Raw genomic sequence first — 22,577 nt, 5'->3', positions numbered from 1 at the left:
TCCCGAGAGCGCCCCTCACCCCGCCAGCGGCAGCGGCTTCGTCGCGGCGAGTTGCGTGCCGCCCTTGCGCTCCAGCAAGCCCGGCGGCGGCACCGGCGCATCGATGGTGCAGACGACGCCGTCCGGCTCGTAGAGCAGTTCGACCCGCCCCGCGAGTTCACGGGCGAGGCTGCGCTCGATCAGGCGCGAGCCGAAGCCGCGGCGGGTCGGAGGTGAGACCGGCGGGCCGCCGCTCTCGGTCCAGCGCAGGGACAGCGAGAGTTCGGGCCGGCGCTGCACGGTCCAGGTGATCGTCACCCGCCCGCCCTCCTTGGACAAAGCCCCGTACTTGACGGCGTTGGTGCCGAGTTCGTGCAGGGCCATGGCGATGGACAGAGCCAGCCGCGGCGCGAGCCGCAGGCGCGGGCCCGATACGACGAAGCGCGATTCCTGCCCCTCTCCCGCCTCCAGCGGGCGGATCGCGTCGCCCACCACGGTCTTCAGCTCGGCGCCCTCCCAGCTCTCGCGGGTCAGCACGTCGTGGGCGCGGGCGAGCGCCAGCAGCCGCGCCTCGAAGGCGGCGCGGGCCGCGAGCGCCTCCTCGCCGTCGAGCCCGCGCAGGGACTGCATGGCGATCGATTGGACGGTGGCCAGGGTGTTCTTCACCCGGTGGTTCAGTTCGTTGATGAGCAGGCGCAGATGCTCCTCGGCCCGCTTGGCGTCGGTGACATCGACGCTGCATCCGGTGAAGCCGAGGAAGGTGCCGTGGTCGTCGAGGCGCGGCACGCCCTCGCAGCGCAGCCAGCGGATCTCCCCGTTGCGATCGATGACCCGCATCTCGGCCCGGAACGGATGCCGGTGCTCGAACGCCTCTTGGAACGTCTCCTGGAAAGCCGGCAGGTCCGGCGGATGCACGATCGACGCCCAGCCGCCGCCGGCCATCTCCGCCGCCGGGCGGCCGAACAGGTGGTCGAAATGCATGTTGGCGAAGACCACCTCCGCGGTCTCGTCGGTCATCCAGATCAGCGCCGGGGCCGAATCGGCCATGTGGCGGAAGCGCGCCTCGCTCTCGCGCAAAGCCGCGAGGCCGCGCTGGGTCTCGGCGAGTGCCCGGTCGCGCTCCTCGCTGCGGGTCCGCAGCCGCAGCGAGGCTTCCGAGAGCACGTCGGCGAGGCGGCGGATCTCGTGGATCGGCGAGGCGATCCGCGGGATCGCCTGCCCCCGCGCAAGAGCCGGCCCCGTCGCCGCGAGTTGGCGCAGGGGCTTCGAGACCCGCGACCACAGATGGACGGCGAGCACCGAGGAGGTGGCGAGCACGAGAAGGCCGAAGCCGCCGAAGGCCCAGATCCAGCGCCGCAGCCGCGCTTCGACCAGTTCGCGCGGAATGCTCGCCCCCACGGTCCAGCCGTTGAGCCGCGAGCGCGCCTCGACCACGGTGACGGGCTTGAAATTGCGGTCGCGCCCCTCCCAGACACCCGGCGTGCCCGTCATCGTCTGGCGCAGGGTCACGAGCCGAGGATACCCGATCACGCCCGGCATCTCGGGCAGGCGCGCGAGCACGACGCCGTCGCGATCCGACACCCCCGTGACCCAACCCCGGACCTGTTCGCGGGCGAGGATGCCGGCGATGCGGCTCAGGGGCACCGAGAAGCTGAGAATGAAGGCGGGCGTCTCCTCAATCCGCACCGGCACTGCGACGGCGTAATGCGCCTGATCCGGCATGGCCCCGGCGAGATAGCCGGTGACCATGGAGCGCTGCCCGCTCTCGATGAGTTCGCGGTCGGTGGGCAGCGTGCTCACCGGTAGCGGTGCGCCCGGCTTGAGGGCGGTGTTGACGAGCTGCTGTCCGTCCGGCCGCCGCAGCACGAGATCGAGGCCGACCGCCTCGCGCACGAGTCGGGCCTGATTTTCGAAATTGGCGAACTCGCCGTCCCTGAGCCGCGGCGAGGTGGCCAGCGTCTGCAGCACCGAGACCAGCCCGGCGGTGTCTCGGTCGATCGACAGGGCGATCCCGCGGACGTTCTCCCGGGCATCCTGCTCGAAGCGGGCGCGCTCGGTGGCGGCGTAGCGGGTCAGCAGGATCGCGGTGAAGATCAAGCCGGGGCCGATCAGCGCGATGACGAGCATGATGAGGTAGAACTGCGTGGAGAAGCCACGCTGGCCGAGCCGGGAGAGCATGCGTCGGATCAAGGCGTCCCGCGGCGTTGCGCTGAAGGGTTTTGAGGGATGGCGCCCGCCCATCATGCCCCAGCGCGGGTGGGCGTGCCAACTGCCCCGGCTCAGCCCTCCCGCCCGGCCCGATCGACATGCCCGAGATCCCGGCCCGGATCGAGCCGGTCCCGGACCCGCTGCTTGAGCACCTTCACATCGGGAAAGCCGCCATCGCGCACCCGTTCCCAGATAACCTCCGTATCGAACGCGATCACGAACACCCCGCCCGTGCCGGGCCGCAGGGCGACCTCGCCAAGATCATCGCGGAAGGTTGACAGAAGCTCCTGCGCCATCCACGCCGCACGCAGGAGCCACTGGCATTGGGTGCAGTAGGTGATCGTGATGCGGGGGCAGGGCGGCAATGGAGAGAGGCAGGCCGAACCAGAGGCATCGCGCATGGTGACAGGACGCACCTAACACCGAAAGGTTGTCAACCAATCTTTCTGCTGGCCCACCTCGGGATCGAAGCTTGGATGCGGAAAATCGTTGACCGCTTCAATCCAAAATTATCTACAGGTTTATCACAGAACCTGGGACAGGCTTGTCGTCCAGTGGGACACAAACCATAAAACCTCCAAATGATCCGCAATGCAGCAGGTGAGTTATGTCGCAAGAAATTGAGAAATCGGCTTGGAATCCGATCAGTCGGAGAGATCGGAAACTGACATTCGGCATAGACGAAACTCGACACAAGGGCATAGAAATTGGGGCTCTGAATAATCCAATCATTCCTCCATCGGCTGGGCTATCGCGCTTTATTGATTACACGGATACAGATGGACTAAAAAAGCAACACCAATCAAATCAGGAGCGCGTAAATGGAATTGTCAATGTTGATTATATCTGGAGCGGTAGCGGAAGCCTAGCGAGTGTTGTCGGGCAAGAAAACGTGTTTGATTTTGCTATAGCAAGCCATGTTATCGAACACGTACCCAACACTCTTGGTTGGTTTAGAGGCATTTTTGAGGTTCTGAGACCAGAAGGAATATTCAACCTAGCAATACCAGACAAGAGATACACCTTCGATACAAACTGCCAGCTCAGCACCATCGGCCAACTCATTGAAGCCGATCTCTATTCGTACGAAAGGCCGAGCGTAAGGCAGATGTTTGACCACTGCGTTCACATCGCCGCAATAGATCCGGGTGCGATTTGGAAAGAAAACATCAACACTAGCGAGCTAAAGCCATACAATGGTGATTTTGCACTGTGGCTGGCGCAAGATCAAGCTCACAGAATTCATTCGAATAACGAATATTTCGACTCACACTGCTGGATATATACCCCTACTTCATTTCTATCTCTGCTTCGAGCAGCGGTTCTACTGGAAAAATTCAAATTCGAAATCGTCAATTTCCATAATACAGAGCCGGGCCAATTCGAGTTTTTCATTTCCCTGCGCAAGCCCGACGCCCATACTGGAGCTGAGGATCTAAAATGGAAGCAAATCGGAGCAATAGATAAGTATCAGAAGGCTCTGGATGACGAGCGTCGGCGTGCCAGCTTGAGCGCGCTTTGACCTAAGCCTGCTACCTCGTTGGTCGCGATAATACGACCAGCGATATAGACACGAAAATCCTACAGACTCATCAGCACATCGTAGACCACAAACCCAAAGCATCGTGAAAATGACGTTTCTCAACCAACCTACCAGCGCTCTCTGAAGCAACCCAGCGGCGGCACGACGAACCACGATCAGGTGAAAAGCGAACTTTTCTAGGGAGGGGTACCGATGGATCGAACGCGAATTAACAATATCGTTATAGATGCAACAAGATCGGTTGTTCAACGCGGTCCCTTTTCCGGCATGAAACTTATAAATAAGTTCTCATGGGGCGATGGCGACATAAGCACAAAGCTGCTAGGGATGTACGAGCAAGAGCTTCACGCGGGTATCTGTCGCCTGAGCGCCGAGTCATACAACGTCATTGTAGATGTTGGCTGCGCGGAAGGGTTCGATGCCGTAGGATTAGCCCGCATATTTGACAAAATCAACCTTCATGCATTCGATCTGAACCCGCAGGCCCTTAACGTTGCGCGCGAAGCCGCTGAAGTCAACGGAGTGCTAGAACGAATTAGGTTCGAAGCAGAATGCACTCCCGCTCATCTTATTCAATTATCTGAAGAACATCATCGAGGCCTCGCGATTATTGACTGTGAGGGCTATGAACTTGAGCTTCTTTGCCGTTCAGACGTCGCATCAGCGTTGCGAAAGTTCGATTTCATAATTGAATGCCACGATTTTATAAATGGCAATATTACGCCTGGAATTTTCGCGCACTACCTGCCGACGCATAATATTGAAATCGTTTGGGCTGGCGGCAGAAACCCAAACGAATACCCCATCCTGGCGAACTTGACGGACCCTGAAAGGTGGGGCCTAGTCAATGAGAACCGAATGTGCCGGCAGCACTGGCTATTAATGGAAGCGAAAACTCGCTAGTATCTCAGGGCATTGCTCCAATCTCTCTCACCGCGTCCTAGCCCGATTTGCGTAGCAGCAAACAGGGCAACACCGAAGTGGTTGTATAACTGTGCGACGCTCCTCCGACATTGGAGCACAGAAGTCTTAGGATACCAACCATGAGTCATTGCATGCACTGTCTCTCGACCCACGGCCAAGTATTGATTTATGATAAAATCACAGGCGAGCTGCGCACATCACCTAACGTTGATCACCAACATATCATTTCTGTGCAAATTGCAAATGGAAAAGCTAATCTATCGTTCGAAGATGAAGGCGAAACTTGGTACGTAATGCCGAGCAACTTCGGCTCCAGCATTTATTCAACCCCACAAATGGTTGCAGAAAAACTGAATGTGAGCTTTGTAGACGAGGAATTCGTTTATTTTGATATAAATGGTCAACAACTATCCGCAGAGCCCGACGGCACTGTGGACTTCAAAGTGTGGAGAGAAGTCTACGAAAAGTTTTGGTTGTTTTCTAGTCAATCACTCCCAATTTTATTATTGAACAACTCTTGGTACTCAATATCTCTTAAGCGCATTATAGAAAAGAGCCAAATTACATTTAAGCCAAATTTTATAATCAAAGTTGGCGAAATTGAATTTGGCATTAAGAACGTGAATAAATATGGGTGCAACATTGATGGTAAACAGATCTATCTATCTTACGGAACATACAAAGTTGAAAAACTATTGCTTTTTAAGCCACTAATGTATTTTTCGGCCTACGGTAGAGATCAGTCATTCTTCTTACTTAAAATGTGCATTGATAGCATCGAACGATTTGGTTGTTATGACGGAAATTACCTCATTATTACAAACAAGTCTGAAATTTTTATCAGAAGCTTATTAGATTTTGTTCCGCCGGATCGGTTGCAACTTGCAGCTATTCCTGTCGTTGACGAGACCGATATGGTGTGCGCTCGCTTTAAAGTAATCGATGTAGATAGTATAAATCTGTACCAGCCAATTGTTTATTCTGATTTTGACATTATATGCAATGGGAGCATCAAAGACATGCTGGGAGATATTGTTGGGAACGACCCAGCAAATAGCTCTACGATTTTCGTAAAATCTGAAGGTCCACTGGATCACCAATCATATGGTGGGGTTCTCACTCTTGCGGATGAAACAGCCACGATAGGCCGTGGGGATCGTTTCTCAATCATTAGAAGCCCTATTGGTTTCAACTCAGGCGTTATCGGCTTCAGAAATGCCGAACATGTTCGAGGAGACTTTACCGCGGTAGTCAGTTGCATCTATTTTCAGATCGAAAATGGAACTGATCGGCAGAGTTATGAAGTTTACGATCAGCCGGCAGCAAATTATGTCTATAACAAAATTGCATCGTACGATGTTTCACTTATCGACAAGTATATTCATCCCTGGCCGCCGCTGGAGAACGAAAAAATAGTTGATAAAGGTTTAATTCATTTTTGTGGCGGCGTAGGCCCGATGCATAAAGTGGATAGGATCAAAAGCTATTATGACTATATTTTATCAGAAAGCGGGACTAAAACTGCCATGCAAGAAATATCTTGATCCGAAGATAACCTATTCCGTTCCCATCTTCTAGGCTGACTTACAGATATCCGACTGATATTTGTGCTCACCCGGAGACCACACTCCATGCCCCCCGCCCCCAGTTCCGCGGCTCCGGCCCGCCCCTCCATCCTCAGCCGGGTCGTCTCCGCGCTCGCGGCGCTCTGGCTGGCGGCATGCCTTGCAGGGTGCGGGGCGATCAATCGGGTGCCGAGCCTGGAGGAGCAGGCGAAATCGTCCTGGAGCGAGGTGCAGAACCAGTACCAGCGCCGGGCCGACCTGATCCCGAATCTCGTCGAGACGGTGAAGGGTTATGCCAAGCAGGAGCAGGAGACCTTGACCCGGGTGACGGAAGCCAGGGCCAAGGCGACGAGCATCCAGGTCGATGCCTCGACGGTCAGCGATCCGGAGAAGTTCAAGCAGTTCCAGGAGGCGCAGAACCAGCTTTCGGGGGCGCTCGGACGGTTGCTCGCCTCGGTCGAGGCCTATCCGGACCTGAAATCGAACCAGAACTTCCTCGCCCTCCAGTCGCAACTCGAGGGAACGGAAAACCGGATCGCCGTGGCGCGGCGCGACTATATTCAGGCGGTCCAGGCCTACAACACGGAGATCCGCACCATTCCCGGCCGGTGGATCGCCTCGTGGTTCTATCCGGAGGCGAAGCCGATGGAGACCTTCACCTCGACGCCGGGCGCAGAGCGCGCGCCGAACGTGAAGTTCTAGTTCACCCTGTCAACTGGTGATGACGCATCCCGATCGGACCGCTCGGCACCCCGTATTCGGCCCGCTGTCGGCGCTGTGGCTCGCGCTGCTGGTCGTCGCCGGCCTCATGGGTCTCGCCAAAGCGGCCGAGCCCGACTTCCCCAAGCTCACGGGCCGGGTGGTGGATGCGGCCGGCATCCTCTCGCAGGAGACGCGGGCGAGGATCGACGGCAAGATCAAGGCCCACGAGGACAAGACGGGCGATCAGCTCGTCGTCGCCACCGTGCCGAGCCTTCAGGACCGCACGGTCGAGGACTACGCCAACCGTCTCGCCCGGGCTTGGGGCATCGGCCAGAAGAAGACCAACAACGGTGTTCTGCTGCTGGTGGCCCCGAAGGAGCGCAAGGTCCGCATCGAGGTCGGGTACGGGCTCGAAGGCGCGCTCACCGATGCGCTGTCGAAGACGATCATCACGACGGCGATCACGCCCCGTTTCCGCCAGGGCGACTTTTCCGGGGGCGTGGAGGCGGGGGTCGACGCCATTCTTCCGATCCTCGCCGGCGATGCCGACGAGTGGCAGCGCCGCGCGCCGGTGCGGGAGGACACGGTCGATCCCGTCACGGTGATCTTCTGGATCGTGGTCATCATCGCCCTCGTCGTCGTGCTGACGCGGATGAACGGCGGCGGGCGACGCGGCCGGGGTGGCGGCTTCGTGGTGATCCCGGGACCGTCCGGCGGCTGGAGCGGCGGCTTTTCCGACGGCGGCGGAGGATTCTCCGGCGGGGGCGGCTCGTTCGGCGGCGGGGGAGCGTCCGGTGACTGGTAGCGTGAGCATCCTCGATCCTGCCGCGCAGGAGCGGATCGCCGCAGCGATCGGGCGGGCAGAGACCGGAACCTCGGGCGAGATCGTGGTGCTTGTCTCCGCCAGCGCCGGGCTCTATCGCTCCCCCGGCCTCGCTTTGGCCCTGGCGGTCGCCCTGGCCCTGCCCTGGCCCCTGATTCTGCTCACCGATCTCGGTGCGGGCAAGATCGCGCTCGCTCAGGCGGCGACGGTGCTGGTCACGCTGATGCTGACCCTGAACGAGCGTCTCCGGATCACCCTCACCCCGCGGCGCTGGCAGCGCGAGCGCGCCCACGCCGCCGCCCGCCGCGAGTTCTTTGCGCATGGTCTCACCGGAACGCGGGGACGCACCGGTGTGCTGGTCTACGTGGCCCTCGCGGAGCGCTACGCCGAGATCGTTGCCGACAAGGGTGTGCGGGCCCGCGTGGAGGACGCGCAATGGCGCGCCATCGTCTCGGAGCTGCTCGGTGCGGCCGGACGCGGAGCCCTCGGTGAGGGTCTCGTCTCGGCGGTGGAGCAGGTCGGCGCCGTGCTGAAGGCCGAGCTGCCGGGCAGCCACGGCGACAACCAACTCCCCAACCGCGTCATCGTCCTCGATTGAGATGTTCGAAGGCGCTCCGCACGGCGGAACCGATTCGGATCGAACGGAAGCCGTGTTCCGAACATCGGCCGCGTCCGGATGCCCGTTTGCCCAGCGGCGCTTCGCACGGACGTTGGTGGCGCCGCGGCGCATTCATCCCAAGGTTCGGGTAACGCGGGGTTGAAGATGTCACCGACCGTGACGAGGGAACCAGCACCTGTGTGCTCACCGCAACTGGTATCACAGGAAAAATTGCGCCACACAGATCCGGGACAAGGCCGCCTGCATCAAGAATGCGGCCAATGACGGAGTGAGGCGTCACATGGGCGCAATACAGAAGCATGGGCCCTGGGCCCTGGTCGGTGCATTGGGCGCTGCGGCGCTGGCGGTGGTCGCCACACAACGGGGCGAAGCGATCAACGCCCTGTGGGTCGTCGTCGCCGCGGTCTGCGTCTACCTCATCGCCTACCGCTACTATTCCCTCTTCATCGCCGACAAGGTGATGCGCCTCGATCCGAAGCGCGAGACTCCGGCCCACCGTCACAACGATGGCCTCGACTACGTCCCCACCAACAAATCGGTCCTGTTCGGCCACCACTTCGCGGCCATCGCCGGCGCCGGACCGTTGGTCGGCCCGGTGCTCGCGGCACAGATGGGCTACCTGCCCGGCATGCTCTGGATCCTCGCCGGTGTCGTGCTCGCGGGCGCGGTACAGGACTTCATGATCCTGTTCATCTCGATGCGCCGCGATGGGCGCTCGCTGGGCGAGCTGATCCGGGCCGAGCTCGGTGTGATTCCCGGCGTGATCGCTCTGTTCGGCACCTTCATGATCATGGTCATTCTGCTCGCCGTGCTGGCGATGATCGTGGTGAAGGCCCTGGCCGAGAGCCCCTGGGGCACCTTCACCGTCGGCGCGACGATCCCGATCGCGATCCTGATGGGCCTCTACGCCCGCTACATCCGGCCGGGCAAGATCGGCGAAGTGTCGATCATCGGCTTCGTCCTGCTCATGGCCGCGATCCTCGGCGGCGGTCAGATCAACGAACACCCCACCTGGGGCCCCGCCTTCACCTTCACGGGCACCCAGCTCACTTGGATGCTGATCGGCTATGGCTTCGTCGCGGCGATCCTGCCGGTGTGGCTGCTGCTGGCCCCGCGTGACTACCTGTCGACCTTCCTCAAGATCGGCACCATCATCGGCCTCGCGCTCGGCATCGTCGTCGTCGCCCCGCACATGCAGATGCCCGCCACGACGAAGTTCATCGATGGCACCGGGCCGGTCTGGGCGGGCTCGCTGTTTCCGTTCCTGTTCATCACCATCGCCTGCGGCGCCGTCTCGGGCTTCCACGCGCTGATCTCGTCGGGCACGACCCCGAAGCTCGTCGACAACGAGATGGACACCCGCTTCATCGGCTACGGCGGCATGCTGATGGAGAGCTTCGTGGCGATCATGGCGCTGGTGGCCGCCAGCGTGATCGACCCGGGCATCTACTTCACAATGAACTCTCCGGGCGCCCTGCTCGGCAGCACGCCGGAAACCGCCGCCGCCGCGGTGACGGCGCTCGGCTTCCCGATCGCTCCGGACGTCATCGCTCAGACCGCCAAGGATGTCGGCGAACACTCGATCATCTCGCGTGTCGGCGGCGCGCCGACCCTCGCGGTCGGCATGGCGCACATCATTTCCTCGGCCATCGGCGGCAAGGCGATGATGGCCTTCTGGTATCACTTCGCGATCCTGTTCGAGGCCCTGTTCATCCTGACCGCGGTGGATGCGGGCACCCGCGCCGGCCGCTTCATGCTGCAGGACCTGCTCGGCCTGCTCTCGCCGCGCTTCAAGGACACCTCGGCCTGGGGTCCGAGCGTGGTCGCTACCGCCCTGTGCGTCAGCGCCTGGGGCTACTTCCTCTATCAGGGCGTTACCGATCCGCTCGGCGGCATCTACACCCTGTGGCCGCTCTTCGGCATCTCGAACCAGATGCTGGCCGCCGTCGCGCTGACGCTGGCAACCGTCGTGATCTTCAAGATGAAGCGCGAGCGCTATGCCTTCGTCACGATCATCCCGACCGTCTGGCTGTGCATCTGCACCCTGACGGCCGGCTGGCAGAAGATCTTCTCGCCCGACCCGAAGATCGGCTTCCTCTCGCACGCCGACCGTTTCTCGACGGCGATCGCGGAAGGCAAGGTGCTCGGCCCGGCCAAGAGCATGGCGGACATGCACAAGATCGTCTTCAACGATCGCATCGACGCGGCTCTGGCCGTATTCTTCGTCGGCCTCGTCGTCGCGATCGCGGTGTTCGGCCTCATGGCCTGCGTGAAGGCCTACCGTGCCGATCGCTGGACAGCACTCGAAGCCGATTCCAATCTCGCCCCGGCGGAGTGAGACAGTCATGAGCGGAACCGCAACGTCGGTGCAGAGCTTTCGCGAACGCCTTCAGGCTTTCAACAAGTGCGTTTGCGACGGCGCGCGGCTGATGGTGGGTCAGGGTGATTACGGGACTTACGTTGCCCATATCGCCAAGACTCATCCCGATCAGGCGCCGATGACCGAGCGGGAGTTTTTTCGCAACCGCGAGAACGCTCGCTTCGGCGGCGGCAACACGTCGGGTTTTCGCTGCTGCTGAAGCGCTCGCTTATCCCCCGGAGGGATGGTTCGTTCCTCCCGTGATGACATTGCATGAGAACGCCGGGCCCATGATCGGACCCGGCGTTTTTTTCTGAATGGACGTAGCAGGTTTCCCGTCATCGGCATCGATGCGCGCGCCGTCGCAGCGAGATGGGCGGGAGAATCGGAGCCGAGTGCGGCGTTTGCAATCGGCCGGAGATGCCCGTCGAGACACGGTCACGACGGGGTTTTCACGTGAAATTAACCATGAAACCTGAAGACGCGTGGCCGCCGCATCGGCTTTCCCTGGATCGGTTGTTCCTAAAGCAAGGATTGTGTGCGCCGGCTGTTGCAACGCAACCAGCGCGGATTCTAGTCTCCCGGCACGAGGGGGACTGCGACGATGAATCAGATGGCAGGCGTGCCGAGCCCGGCTGGGGCGCGGACGGGAGAGATTGCGTTCGACCGGAAGGCACCGGGGCTGACGGGCATCGTCGTCAAGGGGTTCCTGCTCTCGTTGATCACTTTCTCGATCTACCGGTTCTGGTACTTCACCAATCTGCGGCGATACTTCTGGAGCCGCACGGTCGTCGCCGGTAGCCCGGCCGAGTATCTCGGCACCGGAAAGGAGCTGTTCCTCGGCTTCCTCGTGGCGCTTGCCATCCTGGTGCCGATCTACATCCTTCTGTTCGTCATCGGTCTCCTGAGCCCGGTGCTGGCGACCCTGGCCGCGCCGATCTCCTTCATCGGACTGTTCGTACTCGGGCAATACGCGCTGTTCCGCGGCCGGCGCTACCGAGCCTCGCGCACGCGCTGGCGCGGCATCCGCCTCGGCCAGGACGGCTCGGGCTTCGCTTATGCCGGGCGCGCCTTCTTGTGGTGGCTCGCGACCTTCGCCAGCCTCGGTCTGGCCTTCCCCTTCATGCGTGCGGCGCTGGAGCGCTACCGCATCGACCACACACTGATCGGCCGGAGCCGGATGCGCTCGACCGCGACCGGCCGCTCGATCCTGACACCGTGGATGATGCTCTACATCGTCGCGCTGCTGCCGATTCTAGTGAGCGTCGCGGCGCTGCTGGCGGCGACCGGATTCGATATCCCGAGCGATCTGCTGATCCAGGACCCGGCGAGCGAGAAGAGCAAGTTCATCTTCAACCCGGACTACGAGGACACCACGCTTGCCTCCTACGGCGCCGCCGTCGTGATCGCGGCTTCCGTCTCGATCCCGCTCGCGCTGCTGCTGATTCCCTATTACCGGGCCCGCGAGACCCGCGCCTTCCTCAATGCGGCCTCTCTCGGGGAGGCACGGCTGGCCTCCTCGCTGAAAGCGCGTCAGTTCTACTTCCCCTACCTCGTCTACATGCTGGCGGTGATCGGCTTCATCATCGTCCTCGGCATCATCTTCGCCCTACTCGTTCCGCTGATCGCCACGGACGGCGAGAATGTGGGCATCCACGCCTTCGTCATCGCATCGAGCGTGCTGCTCTATCTCGGGGCCATCCTCGGCACGAACGTGCTCTATATCCGCATCATCACGGTGCGCCTGTGGCACGCGGTGGCGACCACGATGCAGATCGAGAACCTGCCGGAGCTGGAAGCGGTGCTCGCCTCGACGCGCGCTCGGTCCAGCGGCCTCAACGAAGGGCTGGCCGACGCGCTCGATGTCGGCGGTGCTCTCGAGATCGGGTTCTAGCCGGCCGATGGAAGCGATCACCACGACCGGCACGTTCTTCGACGGCCTCAGCGCCCGGCCCCGGCCGGTGACGCTGAGACTGACGTTCCGGCTCGAAGTCTCCGGCGAGGATGTTTCCCGCGACTGGAGCCTGCTCGACCTGCGCGCCGCCGACGCCGCCCCGCCCCTGATGCGGATCAACCACGCGCAGGGATCGGAGAGCGTCGAGTTCGCCGACGCGTCGTTCGCCGAAGCCCTGAAGGCGCGCTGTCCCGACCTGAGCCGGACCGAGAGCGAAGGCGGCCTCACCCGTCTCGTGCTCTGGTCGATCGCGGCGGGCGTCTCCGTGCTGCTGACGGCTATCTACGGCGTGCCCGCGGCCTCGAACCTGCTCGCCCCCTTGGTCCCGCAGGCGATCGAAGCGCAACTCGGGCGCAGCGTCGATACCCAGATCGTCGGCCTGCTCGACGACCCGCCGCTCTGCAACGAGGCGGGGGGGCGGGCGGTGCTCGATCGGCTGACGGCGCGACTTTCGGAGGGCATGGCGCTGCCGATGACACCGCAGGTGAGCGTGCGCCGACACGAGGTCGCCAACGCGCTTGCCCTGCCGGGCGGCCGGGTGATTCTGCTCTCCGACATCCTCGCCAAGGCCAAAAGCGGCGATGAGCTGGCCGGCATCCTCGCGCACGAGTTCGGCCACATCGCCGCCCGCGATCCGATGCGCTCGGTGATCACGGCGGGCGGCACTTCGTTCCTGCTGAGCCTCGTGCTCGGCGATCTCACCGGCTCGACGGTGCTGGCAACGATCGGACAGGCTGCGATTTCGGCGGGCTACTCACGCGACGCGGAGCGGACGGCGGACGCCTACGCGGTGGCGGCCGTGAAGCGGGCCGGCGGAGACGGGGCCGCGCTCGCCGCGATCCTGGAGCGTATCACCGACGAGGACGACGAGGAGCCGGACGCAACCTCGTTCCTGCGCTCCCATCCGGTCACGGCGGAGCGGGCCGCGCGGATCCGGTCACTGGCGGGGAAGAAGCCGGCCGGACCCGGCATCCTGTCCGAGGCCGAGTGGCAGAGCCTCCAGGCCATCTGCCCGAAGCCAGCCGAGCCGGAAAAGACCAAGCCGGACGGCAAGAACACCAAGACGCCGACCGAGAAGCTGTAGATCCCGGCCCTGAAAGGCCGAGACCTTGTCAAAGGTGCAGGTTCGAGCCCTGCACCTCTCTCGAAGGGACGGCGCGAAACGCCGCCCCTCATTCCATCAGACCGGACGCGGCAGCTTGCAGCTATCGAGCGCGTTCAGCGCCTTGGCGCGAGCACTGTCGTTGAAGTAGCCGGTGGTGCGGTAGGAGGCGATCTCGTCCTTGTCGAGGGCGGAGAGCGTGCGCTCGGCATAGCAGCCGCAGGGCGCGGCGAGCGCGTCTTCGGGGACCTTCTGGAACCGGGCCTGGGTGACGGTGCAGGCGTGGCGCACGCGGCCGGTCAGATTGGTCTTCGTCGCGGTCTTCAGCGTCGGATCGGGCACGTAGCCTTCGAGCGAGGTGTACTGCGTCGAGCGGCCGGCGGAGTTGCAGGCGGCGAGCAGGGACACGAGGCCGGCCGCGACGAGCAGGCGGCCGGTGCGCGAAAACGTGAGGCGCATGGGAGCGAAAATCCGAGAGAGACGGGAAATCGTCGATCGGTTCCGTTCTTCGGTCCGCCCGCCCCGCGCCGCTAGGGCAGGAGAGTCACACTCGGCCGGATTGCGCCCTGGACGTCAGCCCCGCGCAAGCGCGAGCGCGTTTCTCGCCGGCCCCGTGTGCGGGGCCGGCGAGGGTCGTGCATCAGGCGGCGATGTCGGCGTCGTTGAAGAACTGCGCGATCTCGAGCCGGGCGTTCTCGGCGCTGTCGGAGCCGTGAACGGTGTTCTCGCCGACCGACTCGGCAAACTGCTTGCGGATCGTGCCGTCGGCGGCCTGGGCCGGGTTCGTGGCGCCCATGACTTCACGGTACTTGGCGACGGCGTTCTCGCCCTCGAGCACCTGCACCACCACGGGGCCCGAGGTCATGAACTCGACCAGCTCACCGAAGAACGGGCGCTCCTTGTGCACCTCGTAGAACGTCTCGGCCTGCTCGCGGGTCATGCGGATGCGGCGCTGGCCGACGATGCGCAGGCCGGCGGCCTCGATCACGGCGTTGACCGCGCCGGTGATGTTGCGGCGCGTCGCGTCGGGCTTGAGGATGGAGAAGGTGCGCTCGTTGGCCATGGTCCGGTCCGGTTCGTTGGAGAAAGGGGTCGCGCGACGCGCTGAAGGAGGGCGGGCTCGAAAGCCGCCCGAGAGATCCGACCGTCCTGACAGTCGACGGCCTGGTTGGCGCCCGGCGCGCCGGGCTTATAGCGGTGGACCGGTAGGCCCTCAACCACCGTCACGCGGCGGACAAGCTGCGGATGCGTGAGCGAACGGAATCACGGCGAGCTCGGCCTTTTTCGGCCTCGCCATGGCTTTAGCGCAACACCGCCGAAAAATCGCCGGATTGCGGCCGCTCAATGGGTGGACGGTTCGCCTGCCCCCGCTCGTCCGCCGGGGTGATCCCTTCTCCGCAAGCCACAGCCCGTTTCGGGCCCAGCCTCAGGAGCCATTCATGCGTATCGCTCTCGGTCTCGCTGCCCTCCTGGCCTCGAATGCCGCCTTTGCCGCCCCCAAAGACCTTTCCGGAACGTGGCTGACGGGGGACGGACGCGCGAAGATCCGCATCGACCGTTGCGGGCCGAGCGGCGGCAACGCCTGCGGCAAGGTGGTCTGGCTGAAATCTCCGACCGATGACGCCGGGGCGCCGCGCAACGACGTGAAGAATCCCGATCCGAGGAAGCGGGCGCGCCCGATCATCGGGCTTACGCTCCTCGAGAACCTCAAGCCTGACGATGCGGGCTTTGCGGGCGAGATCTACAACGCCGACGAGGGCAAGATCTATCAGGTCAGCCTGGAGCGCGAGAGCGAGGGCGAATTGAGCGTGCAGGGCTGCATGCTCAAGGTGCTGTGCGGCTCGCAAACTTGGACCCGCGTGCCGGACGTGAACCAGCAGGCCGCCGCGACGCCCGCGAAAACCGCCGCGAAGCCGGCTCCGGCCAAGGCGCCCGCCGCCCCGGCGGAGTGACGCGCGCCGAACATCTTAGAAAAAAGGGGCGCGCCTTTGCTGGCGCGCCCTGAAGTCCGACAAACCTGATGGGGATCAAGTCCGGTTAAGGTTAGTGCGTTGCTGCGCTGCCGCAAGTGGGCGCGAGCGGCCGCGATCATTTATTTGTCATTCTGGGACGGCTTGAGCGCGTTTATCCCGGTTTGGCACGGTCCGGCTCGGCCGGTGCCGATACAGCCGTCATCGTCCTGTCGGATGTTTCCGCTTCTCACGGACATCGTGGCGCCCGTGCAACCGTCCTGAAGCCTTGTGCTTAGCGGGTCGTGGGCGCATTGCGGCGGCAACGGCATCTGCTAGGCCGCTCACGGGGTGGTGGCGGGGGCTGGCGCAGTGTTCAAGGCGCGCGCGGGAACAATTGCGAAACAGGTGGCGGTCTCAGCAGGGCTTGTCGCGATCCTCGGCTTGCATGCCGGCGTGGGCATGGCCGCGGATCTCGCCGAACGTGCACGGCCCCGCTTCATCGATTGGTCCGGTTTCTATGCCGGGGTGCAAGGCAGCGCGGGCGCTTCCTTCGGCAACTACGATTTCGGCCCAACCACGATCGGCCCGCGCCGCGTTCGGTCGATCTCGACAGGCGATGCCACCGGCAGCCGCGATCTCGGCGGCGATGCCACCACGGCGGTCGGCGGCGCCTTCGCCGGCTGGAATTGGCAGGACGGGGCGCTCGTCTACGGCATCGAGGCCGACCTCGTCGGAACCAACCTCAAGCGCGGCGCACGCTCCGATGCGACGGGCTTCGGCTACGAGGGGATCGATCCGCCCTTCGCCCTGATCCGCGAGAAGACGGACGTATTCGGGGCCGCCCGCGCCCGGCTCGGCTACGCCTTCGGCAACAACCTGATCTACGCAACCGCCGGACTCACGGGCGCCAACGGCCGGGTGCTCGCCGTCTATCCGGATCTGGCGGGCGGCCCGACGGTCACGGCTACGCGCAACGTCTCCTATCTCGGCTTCACGCTCGGCGCGGGTGTGGAGTTCGCGGTCGATCCGCATCTCTCGCTCGGAATCGACTACCGCTACAGCGATCTCGGCGAGAGCGGCCGCTTCGGCCTCGGCACGCTGCCGGGCCTCGACGGGGGACCGGTGACGACGCGCACCGGCTTCGTCTCCAACAAGATGATGGCCCGGCTGGTCTGGCACCCCCAGGCGCTGGCCCTCGTGCCCGAGGAGGACGAGCCCCCGAAGGACGCCCGCTTCTCGCTGCACGGCCAGACGACCTTCGTGAACCAGGGCGTGACCGGCTTCCGCGCACCCTATCGCGGGCCGCAGAGCCTCGTACCGGATCAAGCGCAGGCGACGACCACCGCGACGCTGTTCCTCGGCCTCAAGCTCTTCGAGGGCACGGAACTCTACTACAACCCGGAATTCAGCCAGGGCTTCGGCCTGTCGCGCACGCTGGGCGTGGCCGGTTTCGTCAACGGCGAGGCGCAGAAGGCCGGTGCGCCGTTCCCGAAGCTGCGCTCGAACCGCTACTTCGTCCGCCAAACCTTCGGGCTCGGGGGCGAGACGGAAGAGGTGCCGGACGGGCCGAACTCCATCGCCGGCACGCGCGACGTCGAGCGCATCACGGTCATCGCCGGCAAGTTCGCGCTCGGCGACTTCTTCGACGGCAACATCTACGCCCACGACCCACGGGTGGACTTCATGAACTGGGGCCTGTGGGCCGCCGCCGCCTGGGACTTCCCAGCCAACCTCCCCGGCTTCACGCAAGGCGTGATGGTCGAGTACAATCGCGCGGAATTCGCGATCCGCGCCGCCTACACGCAAGTGCCGAAGGAGCCGTCCTCCGACGTGCTCGACCCGCGGGTGTTCGAGCGGGCCGGCGCCGTGATCGAGTTCGAGGAACGCCACACGCTGCCGGTGCTCGACCAGCCGGGCCGCTTACGCCTCGGCCTGTTCTCGAATGTCGGCAACACCGCCAACTTCCGGCAGGTCGTGGCGCTGACGCAGACCGGCGCCTTCGCCGACATCAACACGGCGGCCGCAGCGACCCGGGAGCCCCGGCGCAAGAGCGGCGCCTACGTCAATCTCGAACAGGCCCTCACCGCCGATCTCGGCCTGTTCGCGCGGGCAAGCGTCAACGACGGGCGCAACGAAAGCCTGAATTTCACCGATATCGACGGCTCGGTCTCGGGCGGCCTCTCGCTCAAGGGCGCAGCCTGGGGCCGGCCGCAGGACACGGTCGGGGTCGGTGCCGCCGCGAACCGGATCTCGACCTCGCACCGCGCCTACTTCGCCAATGGCGGCCTCGGACTCCTGATCGGCGACGGCCGCCTCGACAACTATGCACCGGAGCGGGCGGTGGAGGTCTATTATGCGCTGAACCTGACGAAGGCGGTGACGATGTCCTTCGACTACCAGCACGTCGAGAACCCGGCCTATAACCGCGACCGGGGCCCGGCCGATTTCTTCGGAACGCGGCTGCACACGGATTTCTGACCCGTCCGGCCAACGCGGCTTCGTCCGGGACGGTTCGTGGAGGACGCCGCGACGGCCGCTTCCGGAATGTTTGCGTGGCGGCGCCGGCCCAGGGCATCATGCGCCGGTCTCGCGCCGGGGCACGGTGCCCCCCATATGAGGAGCGCCGAGGACGTGCGCCGGTTCACGCGCTTCCGCCGGTTCGGTGCGACGCCGCCGGACCGGCCGCCCTCCCGCTCCTCTTTTTCATCCAGCCCGGATACGGAGAGCCCATGAGCTCCGGACACGCCCCTTCTTTCACACCCTCGCTCGAAGGCGACGACGACGCCGTTCTGCCATTCGCCGTCGAAGCGCTGGATCTGCGCGGCCGCGCGGTGCGGCTCGGGCCCTCGATCGACACCATCCTACGCCGCCACGGCTATCCCGACGCGGTCGCCCGGCTGATCGGCGAGGCGGCGGCGCTCACCGTGCTGCTCGGTGCCTCCCTGAAGCTCGAAGGCCGCTTCCAGCTCCAGACCAAGACCGACGGACCGGTGAACATGCTGGTGGTCGATTTCGAGGCGCCCGACCGGGTGCGGGCCACCGCCCGCTTCGATACGGAGCCGGTGGCCGCCCTTGGGCCGAAGGCGCGCGCCGCCGACCTGATGGGTCGCGGGCATCTGGCCATGACCATCGATCAGGGGCCGTCCCAGAGCCGCTACCAGGGTGTCGTCGCTCTTGAGGGCCAAAGCCTCGAAGAGGCCGCGCACCAGTATTTCCGCCAATCCGAGCAGATCCCGACGCTGGTCCGCCTCGCAGTCGCCGAGCAGATGGAGGGCGGAGAGAGCCGCTGGCGAGCCGGCGGCCTGCTGGTGCAGTTCCTGCCGACCTCGCCCGACCGGATGCGTCAAGCCGACCTTCCGCCCGGCGACGCACCGGAGGGCCACGAGATCCTCACCGGCGGCACCCGCGACGACGACGCCTGGACCGAGGCGCGCAGCCTCGTGAACACGGTGGAGGACCACGAAATCGTCGATCCGGCGGTGTCGAGCGAGCGGTTGCTCTACCGCCTGTTCCATGAGCGGGGCGTGCGCGTATTCGATGCGCAGAGCGTGATCGAGCGCTGCCGCTGCTCGCAAGAGCGGGTGCTCGGCATGATCCGCTCGTTCTCGGCCGAGGAGCGCCGGGACATGGTGGCGGATGACGGCACCGTCTCCATCACCTGCGAGTTCTGCTCGCGCCGCTACGTGCTCGACCCGGCCGAGGTCGAGCGGGATATCGCGACCGCGCCGGGGGCGTGAGGCGCAGTTTCTTCAATGTGCGTGCGGGGTCGCGGCACAGGGCTCGTGACCCTCGGGCCGGCGTCGGATGGATCGGCGGGTGACAGCCCGCCGATCCAGCGATCACCTGCCTTGCAGCCGATGAAGTGCTGAGGTGATCGCGATGGCAGACCCGCGCGACGGCAGCGGCAGGGTCATCCGGCGACGGCATTCCCAACCATCAGCCGAGCAGACCCCTCCAAGGTTCATGTCCATGAAAGCGGTCTCACGGGCGTGATCCCGTTTGGAGTCTCTCCATGTTAAGGGGAGCGCAGGCCCCGTTCTTGCGGGCCTGTCCGTGCCGTCGACATCCGAACGAGGCGAACGAGCCATGCCGGAGCTTCATCCCGAGGTCGCCGCGGTCACCGAGCGCGTCATCGCGCGCTCCCGCAACAGCCGCCGCGCCTATCTCGACCTGATCGAACGCGAGCGCGAGGCGGGCGTGCACCGCCCGATGCTCGCCTGCGGCAACCTCGCCCACGGCTTCGCGGCATCCGGTGAGGACAAGCCGGCGATCATTGCGGGCCGTGCCATGAATATCGGCATCGTCACCGCCTACAACGACATGCTCTCGGCGCATCAGCCCTACGGGCGCTATCCCGAGCAGATCAAGCTGTTCGCCCGCGAAGTGGGTGCGACGGCCCAGGTGGCCGGCGGCACGCCCGCCATGTGCGACGGCGTCACCCAAGGCCAGCGCGGGATGGAGCTGTCGCTGTTCTCCCGCGACACCATCGCCCTCTCCACCGCGGTCGCGCTCAGCCACGGCATGTTCGAGGGCGCGGCACTGCTGGGCATCTGCGACAAGATCGTGCCCGGCCTCATCATCGGCGCGCTCCGCTTCGGCCATCTGCCGATGATCCTGGTCCCGGCCGGCCCCATGCCCTCGGGGCTCGCCAACAAGGAGAAGCAGCGCATCCGGCAGCTCTATGCCGAGGGCAAGGTCGGCCGCGCGGAACTGCTGGAAAGCGAATCCGCCTCTTATCACGGGGCCGGCACCTGCACCTTCTACGGCACCGCCAATTCCAACCAGATGATGATGGACGTGATGGGCCTGCACATGCCCGGCGCCTCCTTCATCAATCCGGGCACGCGGCTGCGGCAGGCGGTGACGCGCTCGGCGATCCACCGGCTCACCGAGATCGGCTGGAACGGCAACGATTACCGCCCACTCGGGCGCTGCATCGACGAGCGGGCGATCGTCAACGCCATCGTCGGGCTGCTCGCCACCGGCGGCTCGACCAACCACGCGATCCACATACCGGCGATGGCGCGGGCCGCCGGCATCGTCGTCGATTGGGAGGATTTCGACCGGCTCTCCGGCGTGGTGCCGCTGATCGCGCGGGTCTATCCGAACGGCGCAGGCGACGTGAACCACTTCCACGCGGCCGGCGGCATGTCCTACGTCATCGCCTCGCTGATCGATGCCGGGCTCCTGCACGACGATCTCCTGACGGTCGCAGGAACGCGCCTGCGCGACCACGCCCGCGACCCGAAGCTTCTGGGCGAGGGCAACGACCTCACCTTCGAGGAGGCGCCGGCCGAACCGCTGGATGAGGCCATGCTGCGCCCCCCCTCTCGCCCGTTCCAGCTGGATGGCGGGATGCGGCTGGTGAAGGGCAATCTCGGCCGCGCCACCTTCAAGACCAGCGCGGTCGACCCTGAGCGCCGCACCATCGAAGCTCCGGCCCGCGTCTTCTCCGATCAGGACGAAGTCATCGCCGCCTTCAAGGCAGGCGAGTTGGAGCGCGACGTCGTCGTGGTCGTGCGCTTCCAGGGCCCGCGCGCCAACGGGATGCCGGAACTGCACAAGCTGACCCCGCCGCTGGGCGTGTTGCAGGACCGCGGCCACAAGGTGGCGCTCGTCACCGACGGGCGGATGTCGGGAGCGTCCGGCAAGGTGCCGGCGGCGATCCATGTCAGCCCCGAAGCGGTCGGCGGCGGCCCGATCAGCCGCATCCGCGACGGCGACATCGTCCGCCTCTCGGCCGAGCAAGGCCTGCTCGAAGTGCTGGTCGATTCGGCCGAATGGGAGAGCCGCGAGGACGCGGTGCGACCGCCGGACGGCCTCGGCACCGGCCGCGAGCTGTTCGCCTTCATGCGCCAGGGCGCCGACGATGCCGAGCGCGGCGGCTCGGCGATGCTGGCGGCAGCGGGCCTTTAAGAGTGCCCCACAAAACTCCCGATCTCTGACCGTTCCCGCTTTGGCGAGGACGGCGCAGCGGGCGTCTTGTGAGAGACACGAAGGCATCGTCCCGAACAGTGGCTGCCGGCTTTCGGAAAAAAGACGATGCAAGAACAAGAGCCCAGAGCATCATCCTGGATCAGGACGATGCTCTGGAGCCATCCGCGACAAGCCGAACCGACACCGGAGGAGACCCCGATGAGCACCATCGACGCGCTGATGCGCTCCGTTCCCGTCATCCCCGTGCTGGTGGTGGAGGATGCCACCGACGCGGTGCCGATCGCCGAGGCGTTGGTCGGTGGCGGGCTCACCGCCCTCGAAGTGACCCTCCGCACCCCCGCGGCGCTCGACGTGATCCGGGCGATGTCGAGCGTCGAGGGCGCGGTGGTCGGCGCCGGGACGGTGCTGAATGCGCGCGATCTCGATGCCGCCATTGGCGCGGGCGCGAAATTCATCGTCAGCCCCGGCCTGACCGCGCCGCTGACGGAAGCGGCCCTCGCCTCGGGCGTCCCCTACCTGCCGGGTGTTGCGACCTCAGCCGACATCATGCGCGGCCTCGATCACGGGCTCGACCGCTTCAAGTTCTTTCCGGCGGAAGCCGCGGGCGGCCTGAAGGCGCTGAAGGCACTCGCAGCGCCGTTCGGACAGGTGCGCTTCTGCCCCACCGGCGGCATCACCGAAGCGAGCGCAGCGGACTGGCTCGCCCATCCTGCCGTGCTCTGCGTCGGCGGAAGCTGGGTCGTTCCCGCGGGCAAGCCCGACCCGGCGGCGATCCGCCGGCTCGCCCAAGCCGCCGCGACTTTGCGGCCCGCCCGGTAGAGCATCATTCCGCAAACCCGTTACGTCCCGACCTGAAATGGCCGGGGCTCCGAGGGCTTCGGGCCTATCGGAGACGCACAGGACAGCAGGG

The 22,577-nt window shown here is 64.5% G+C and carries 19 protein-coding genes; 15 read left to right on the top strand and 4 right to left on the bottom strand.

Annotated elements, in window-relative coordinates:
- Positions 1–15 precede the first annotated feature (15 nt).
- Positions 16–2,157, bottom strand: coding sequence for a sensor histidine kinase (locus Y590_RS09260; protein ID WP_060769601.1), 2,142 nt, complete (start codon positions 2,155–2,157; stop codon positions 16–18).
- Positions 2,158–2,258: 101 nt separating this feature from the next.
- Positions 2,259–2,588, bottom strand: a complete 330-nt coding sequence (locus tag Y590_RS09255) for an Rdx family protein (protein WP_060769600.1) — start codon at positions 2,586–2,588, stop codon at positions 2,259–2,261.
- Positions 2,589–2,794: 206 nt separating this feature from the next.
- Here Y590_RS09255 and Y590_RS26410 point away from each other — a divergent pair, with 206 nt between their 5' ends.
- The 10 genes from Y590_RS26410 to Y590_RS09220 all read left to right on the top strand — a co-directional run bounded on the left by Y590_RS26410 (position 2,795) and on the right by Y590_RS09220 (position 13,760).
- Positions 2,795–3,709 (top strand): class I SAM-dependent methyltransferase, encoded by a 915-nt coding sequence (locus Y590_RS26410; protein WP_144439962.1) that lies wholly within the window; start codon positions 2,795–2,797, stop codon positions 3,707–3,709.
- 213 nt (positions 3,710–3,922) lie between these two features.
- Entirely contained in the window at positions 3,923–4,633 is a 711-nt protein-coding gene (locus Y590_RS25640; protein ID WP_083530823.1) for a methyltransferase domain-containing protein, read from the top strand.
- Between the two features lie 140 nt (positions 4,634–4,773).
- Positions 4,774–6,198, top strand: coding sequence for a glycosyltransferase family protein (locus tag Y590_RS26405; protein ID WP_144439961.1), 1,425 nt, complete (start codon positions 4,774–4,776; stop codon positions 6,196–6,198).
- A gap of 87 nt (positions 6,199–6,285) precedes the next feature.
- Positions 6,286–6,921 carry a LemA family protein gene (locus tag Y590_RS09250; protein WP_060769599.1) on the top strand — a complete coding sequence of 212 codons (636 nt, stop codon included), beginning with the start codon at positions 6,286–6,288 and terminating at the stop codon, positions 6,919–6,921.
- A 19-nt stretch (positions 6,922–6,940) separates the two neighbouring features.
- Positions 6,941–7,726, top strand: a complete 786-nt coding sequence (locus Y590_RS09245; RefSeq protein ID WP_060769598.1) for a TPM domain-containing protein — start codon at positions 6,941–6,943, stop codon at positions 7,724–7,726.
- Entirely contained in the window at positions 7,716–8,342 is a 627-nt protein-coding gene (locus Y590_RS09240; RefSeq protein WP_060769597.1) for a TPM domain-containing protein, read from the top strand. Before Y590_RS09245 ends, Y590_RS09240 begins: the two co-directional genes overlap by 11 nt.
- Positions 8,343–8,643: 301 nt before the next feature.
- Complete coding sequence (locus tag Y590_RS09235) at positions 8,644–10,701, top strand: carbon starvation CstA family protein (RefSeq protein WP_060769596.1); 2,058 nt, start codon at positions 8,644–8,646, stop codon at positions 10,699–10,701.
- Positions 10,702–10,708: 7 nt separating this feature from the next.
- Positions 10,709–10,942 carry a YbdD/YjiX family protein gene (locus Y590_RS09230; RefSeq protein ID WP_060769595.1) on the top strand — a complete coding sequence of 78 codons (234 nt, stop codon included), beginning with the start codon at positions 10,709–10,711 and terminating at the stop codon, positions 10,940–10,942.
- 384 nt (positions 10,943–11,326) lie between these two features.
- On the top strand, positions 11,327–12,616 hold the full coding sequence (locus Y590_RS09225) for a YjgN family protein (RefSeq protein WP_060769594.1): 1,290 nt from the start codon (positions 11,327–11,329) through the stop codon (positions 12,614–12,616).
- Positions 12,617–12,623: 7 nt separating this feature from the next.
- Positions 12,624–13,760 (top strand): M48 family metallopeptidase, encoded by a 1,137-nt coding sequence (locus Y590_RS09220; RefSeq protein WP_060769593.1) that lies wholly within the window; start codon positions 12,624–12,626, stop codon positions 13,758–13,760.
- Positions 13,761–13,856: 96 nt separating this feature from the next.
- On the opposite strand, the gene Y590_RS09215 is transcribed toward Y590_RS09220, so the two are convergent.
- Together Y590_RS09215 and ndk are read right to left on the bottom strand one after the other, a co-directional pair.
- Positions 13,857–14,237: a hypothetical protein gene (locus Y590_RS09215; protein ID WP_060769592.1), complete on the bottom strand. Its 381-nt coding sequence runs from the start codon at positions 14,235–14,237 to the stop codon at positions 13,857–13,859.
- A gap of 181 nt (positions 14,238–14,418) precedes the next feature.
- On the bottom strand, positions 14,419–14,841 hold the full coding sequence (ndk, locus tag Y590_RS09210) for a nucleoside-diphosphate kinase (RefSeq protein ID WP_060769591.1): 423 nt from the start codon (positions 14,839–14,841) through the stop codon (positions 14,419–14,421).
- 376 nt (positions 14,842–15,217) lie between these two features.
- Here ndk and Y590_RS09205 point away from each other — a divergent pair, with 376 nt between their 5' ends.
- From Y590_RS09205 to eda, 5 genes are all read left to right on the top strand, one after another.
- Complete coding sequence (locus Y590_RS09205; protein ID WP_060769590.1) at positions 15,218–15,730, top strand: DUF2147 domain-containing protein; 513 nt, start codon at positions 15,218–15,220, stop codon at positions 15,728–15,730.
- Between the two features lie 369 nt (positions 15,731–16,099).
- Positions 16,100–18,208, top strand: coding sequence for a carbohydrate porin (locus Y590_RS09200; protein WP_060769589.1), 2,109 nt, complete (start codon positions 16,100–16,102; stop codon positions 18,206–18,208).
- A 251-nt stretch (positions 18,209–18,459) separates the two neighbouring features.
- Positions 18,460–19,467, top strand: coding sequence for an Hsp33 family molecular chaperone (locus Y590_RS09195; protein ID WP_060769588.1), 1,008 nt, complete (start codon positions 18,460–18,462; stop codon positions 19,465–19,467).
- 349 nt (positions 19,468–19,816) lie between these two features.
- Positions 19,817–21,646: a phosphogluconate dehydratase gene (gene edd / locus Y590_RS09190; RefSeq protein WP_060769587.1), complete on the top strand. Its 1,830-nt coding sequence runs from the start codon at positions 19,817–19,819 to the stop codon at positions 21,644–21,646.
- A 219-nt stretch (positions 21,647–21,865) separates the two neighbouring features.
- Entirely contained in the window at positions 21,866–22,486 is a 621-nt protein-coding gene (eda, locus tag Y590_RS09185; protein WP_060772221.1) for a bifunctional 4-hydroxy-2-oxoglutarate aldolase/2-dehydro-3-deoxy-phosphogluconate aldolase, read from the top strand.
- Positions 22,487–22,577: the final 91 nt, after the last annotated feature.

The organism is Methylobacterium sp. AMS5 (assembly GCF_001542815.1).
In the GTDB taxonomy this organism is placed as follows: domain Bacteria; phylum Pseudomonadota; class Alphaproteobacteria; order Rhizobiales; family Beijerinckiaceae; genus Methylobacterium.
This window is presented reverse-complemented; position numbering and strand designations above follow the sequence as displayed.

What these genes read in the sequence shown, in the direction of transcription:
- edd (WP_060769587.1), top strand. Translation starts at nt 19,817, where the DNA reads ATGCCGGAGCTTCATCCCGAGGTCGCCGCGGTCACCGAGCGCGTCATC.
- Y590_RS09225 (WP_060769594.1), top strand. Translation starts at nt 11,327, where the DNA reads ATGAATCAGATGGCAGGCGTGCCGAGCCCGGCTGGGGCGCGGACGGGA.
- Y590_RS26405 (WP_144439961.1), top strand. Translation starts at nt 4,774, where the DNA reads ATGAGTCATTGCATGCACTGTCTCTCGACCCACGGCCAAGTATTGATT.
- Y590_RS09195 (WP_060769588.1), top strand. Translation starts at nt 18,460, where the DNA reads ATGAGCTCCGGACACGCCCCTTCTTTCACACCCTCGCTCGAAGGCGAC.
- Y590_RS09245 (WP_060769598.1), top strand. Translation starts at nt 6,941, where the DNA reads ATGACGCATCCCGATCGGACCGCTCGGCACCCCGTATTCGGCCCGCTG.
- Y590_RS09235 (WP_060769596.1), top strand. Translation starts at nt 8,644, where the DNA reads ATGGGCGCAATACAGAAGCATGGGCCCTGGGCCCTGGTCGGTGCATTG.
- Y590_RS25640 (WP_083530823.1), top strand. Translation starts at nt 3,923, where the DNA reads ATGGATCGAACGCGAATTAACAATATCGTTATAGATGCAACAAGATCG.
- Y590_RS26410 (WP_144439962.1), top strand. Translation starts at nt 2,795, where the DNA reads ATGTCGCAAGAAATTGAGAAATCGGCTTGGAATCCGATCAGTCGGAGA.
- ndk (WP_060769591.1), bottom strand. Translation starts at nt 14,841, where the DNA reads ATGGCCAACGAGCGCACCTTCTCCATCCTCAAGCCCGACGCGACGCGC.
- Y590_RS09255 (WP_060769600.1), bottom strand. Translation starts at nt 2,588, where the DNA reads ATGCGCGATGCCTCTGGTTCGGCCTGCCTCTCTCCATTGCCGCCCTGC.
- Y590_RS09205 (WP_060769590.1), top strand. Translation starts at nt 15,218, where the DNA reads ATGCGTATCGCTCTCGGTCTCGCTGCCCTCCTGGCCTCGAATGCCGCC.
- eda (WP_060772221.1), top strand. Translation starts at nt 21,866, where the DNA reads ATGAGCACCATCGACGCGCTGATGCGCTCCGTTCCCGTCATCCCCGTG.
- Y590_RS09250 (WP_060769599.1), top strand. Translation starts at nt 6,286, where the DNA reads ATGCCCCCCGCCCCCAGTTCCGCGGCTCCGGCCCGCCCCTCCATCCTC.
- Y590_RS09230 (WP_060769595.1), top strand. Translation starts at nt 10,709, where the DNA reads ATGAGCGGAACCGCAACGTCGGTGCAGAGCTTTCGCGAACGCCTTCAG.
- Y590_RS09215 (WP_060769592.1), bottom strand. Translation starts at nt 14,237, where the DNA reads ATGCGCCTCACGTTTTCGCGCACCGGCCGCCTGCTCGTCGCGGCCGGC.
- Y590_RS09260 (WP_060769601.1), bottom strand. Translation starts at nt 2,157, where the DNA reads ATGCTCTCCCGGCTCGGCCAGCGTGGCTTCTCCACGCAGTTCTACCTC.
- Y590_RS09220 (WP_060769593.1), top strand. Translation starts at nt 12,624, where the DNA reads ATGGAAGCGATCACCACGACCGGCACGTTCTTCGACGGCCTCAGCGCC.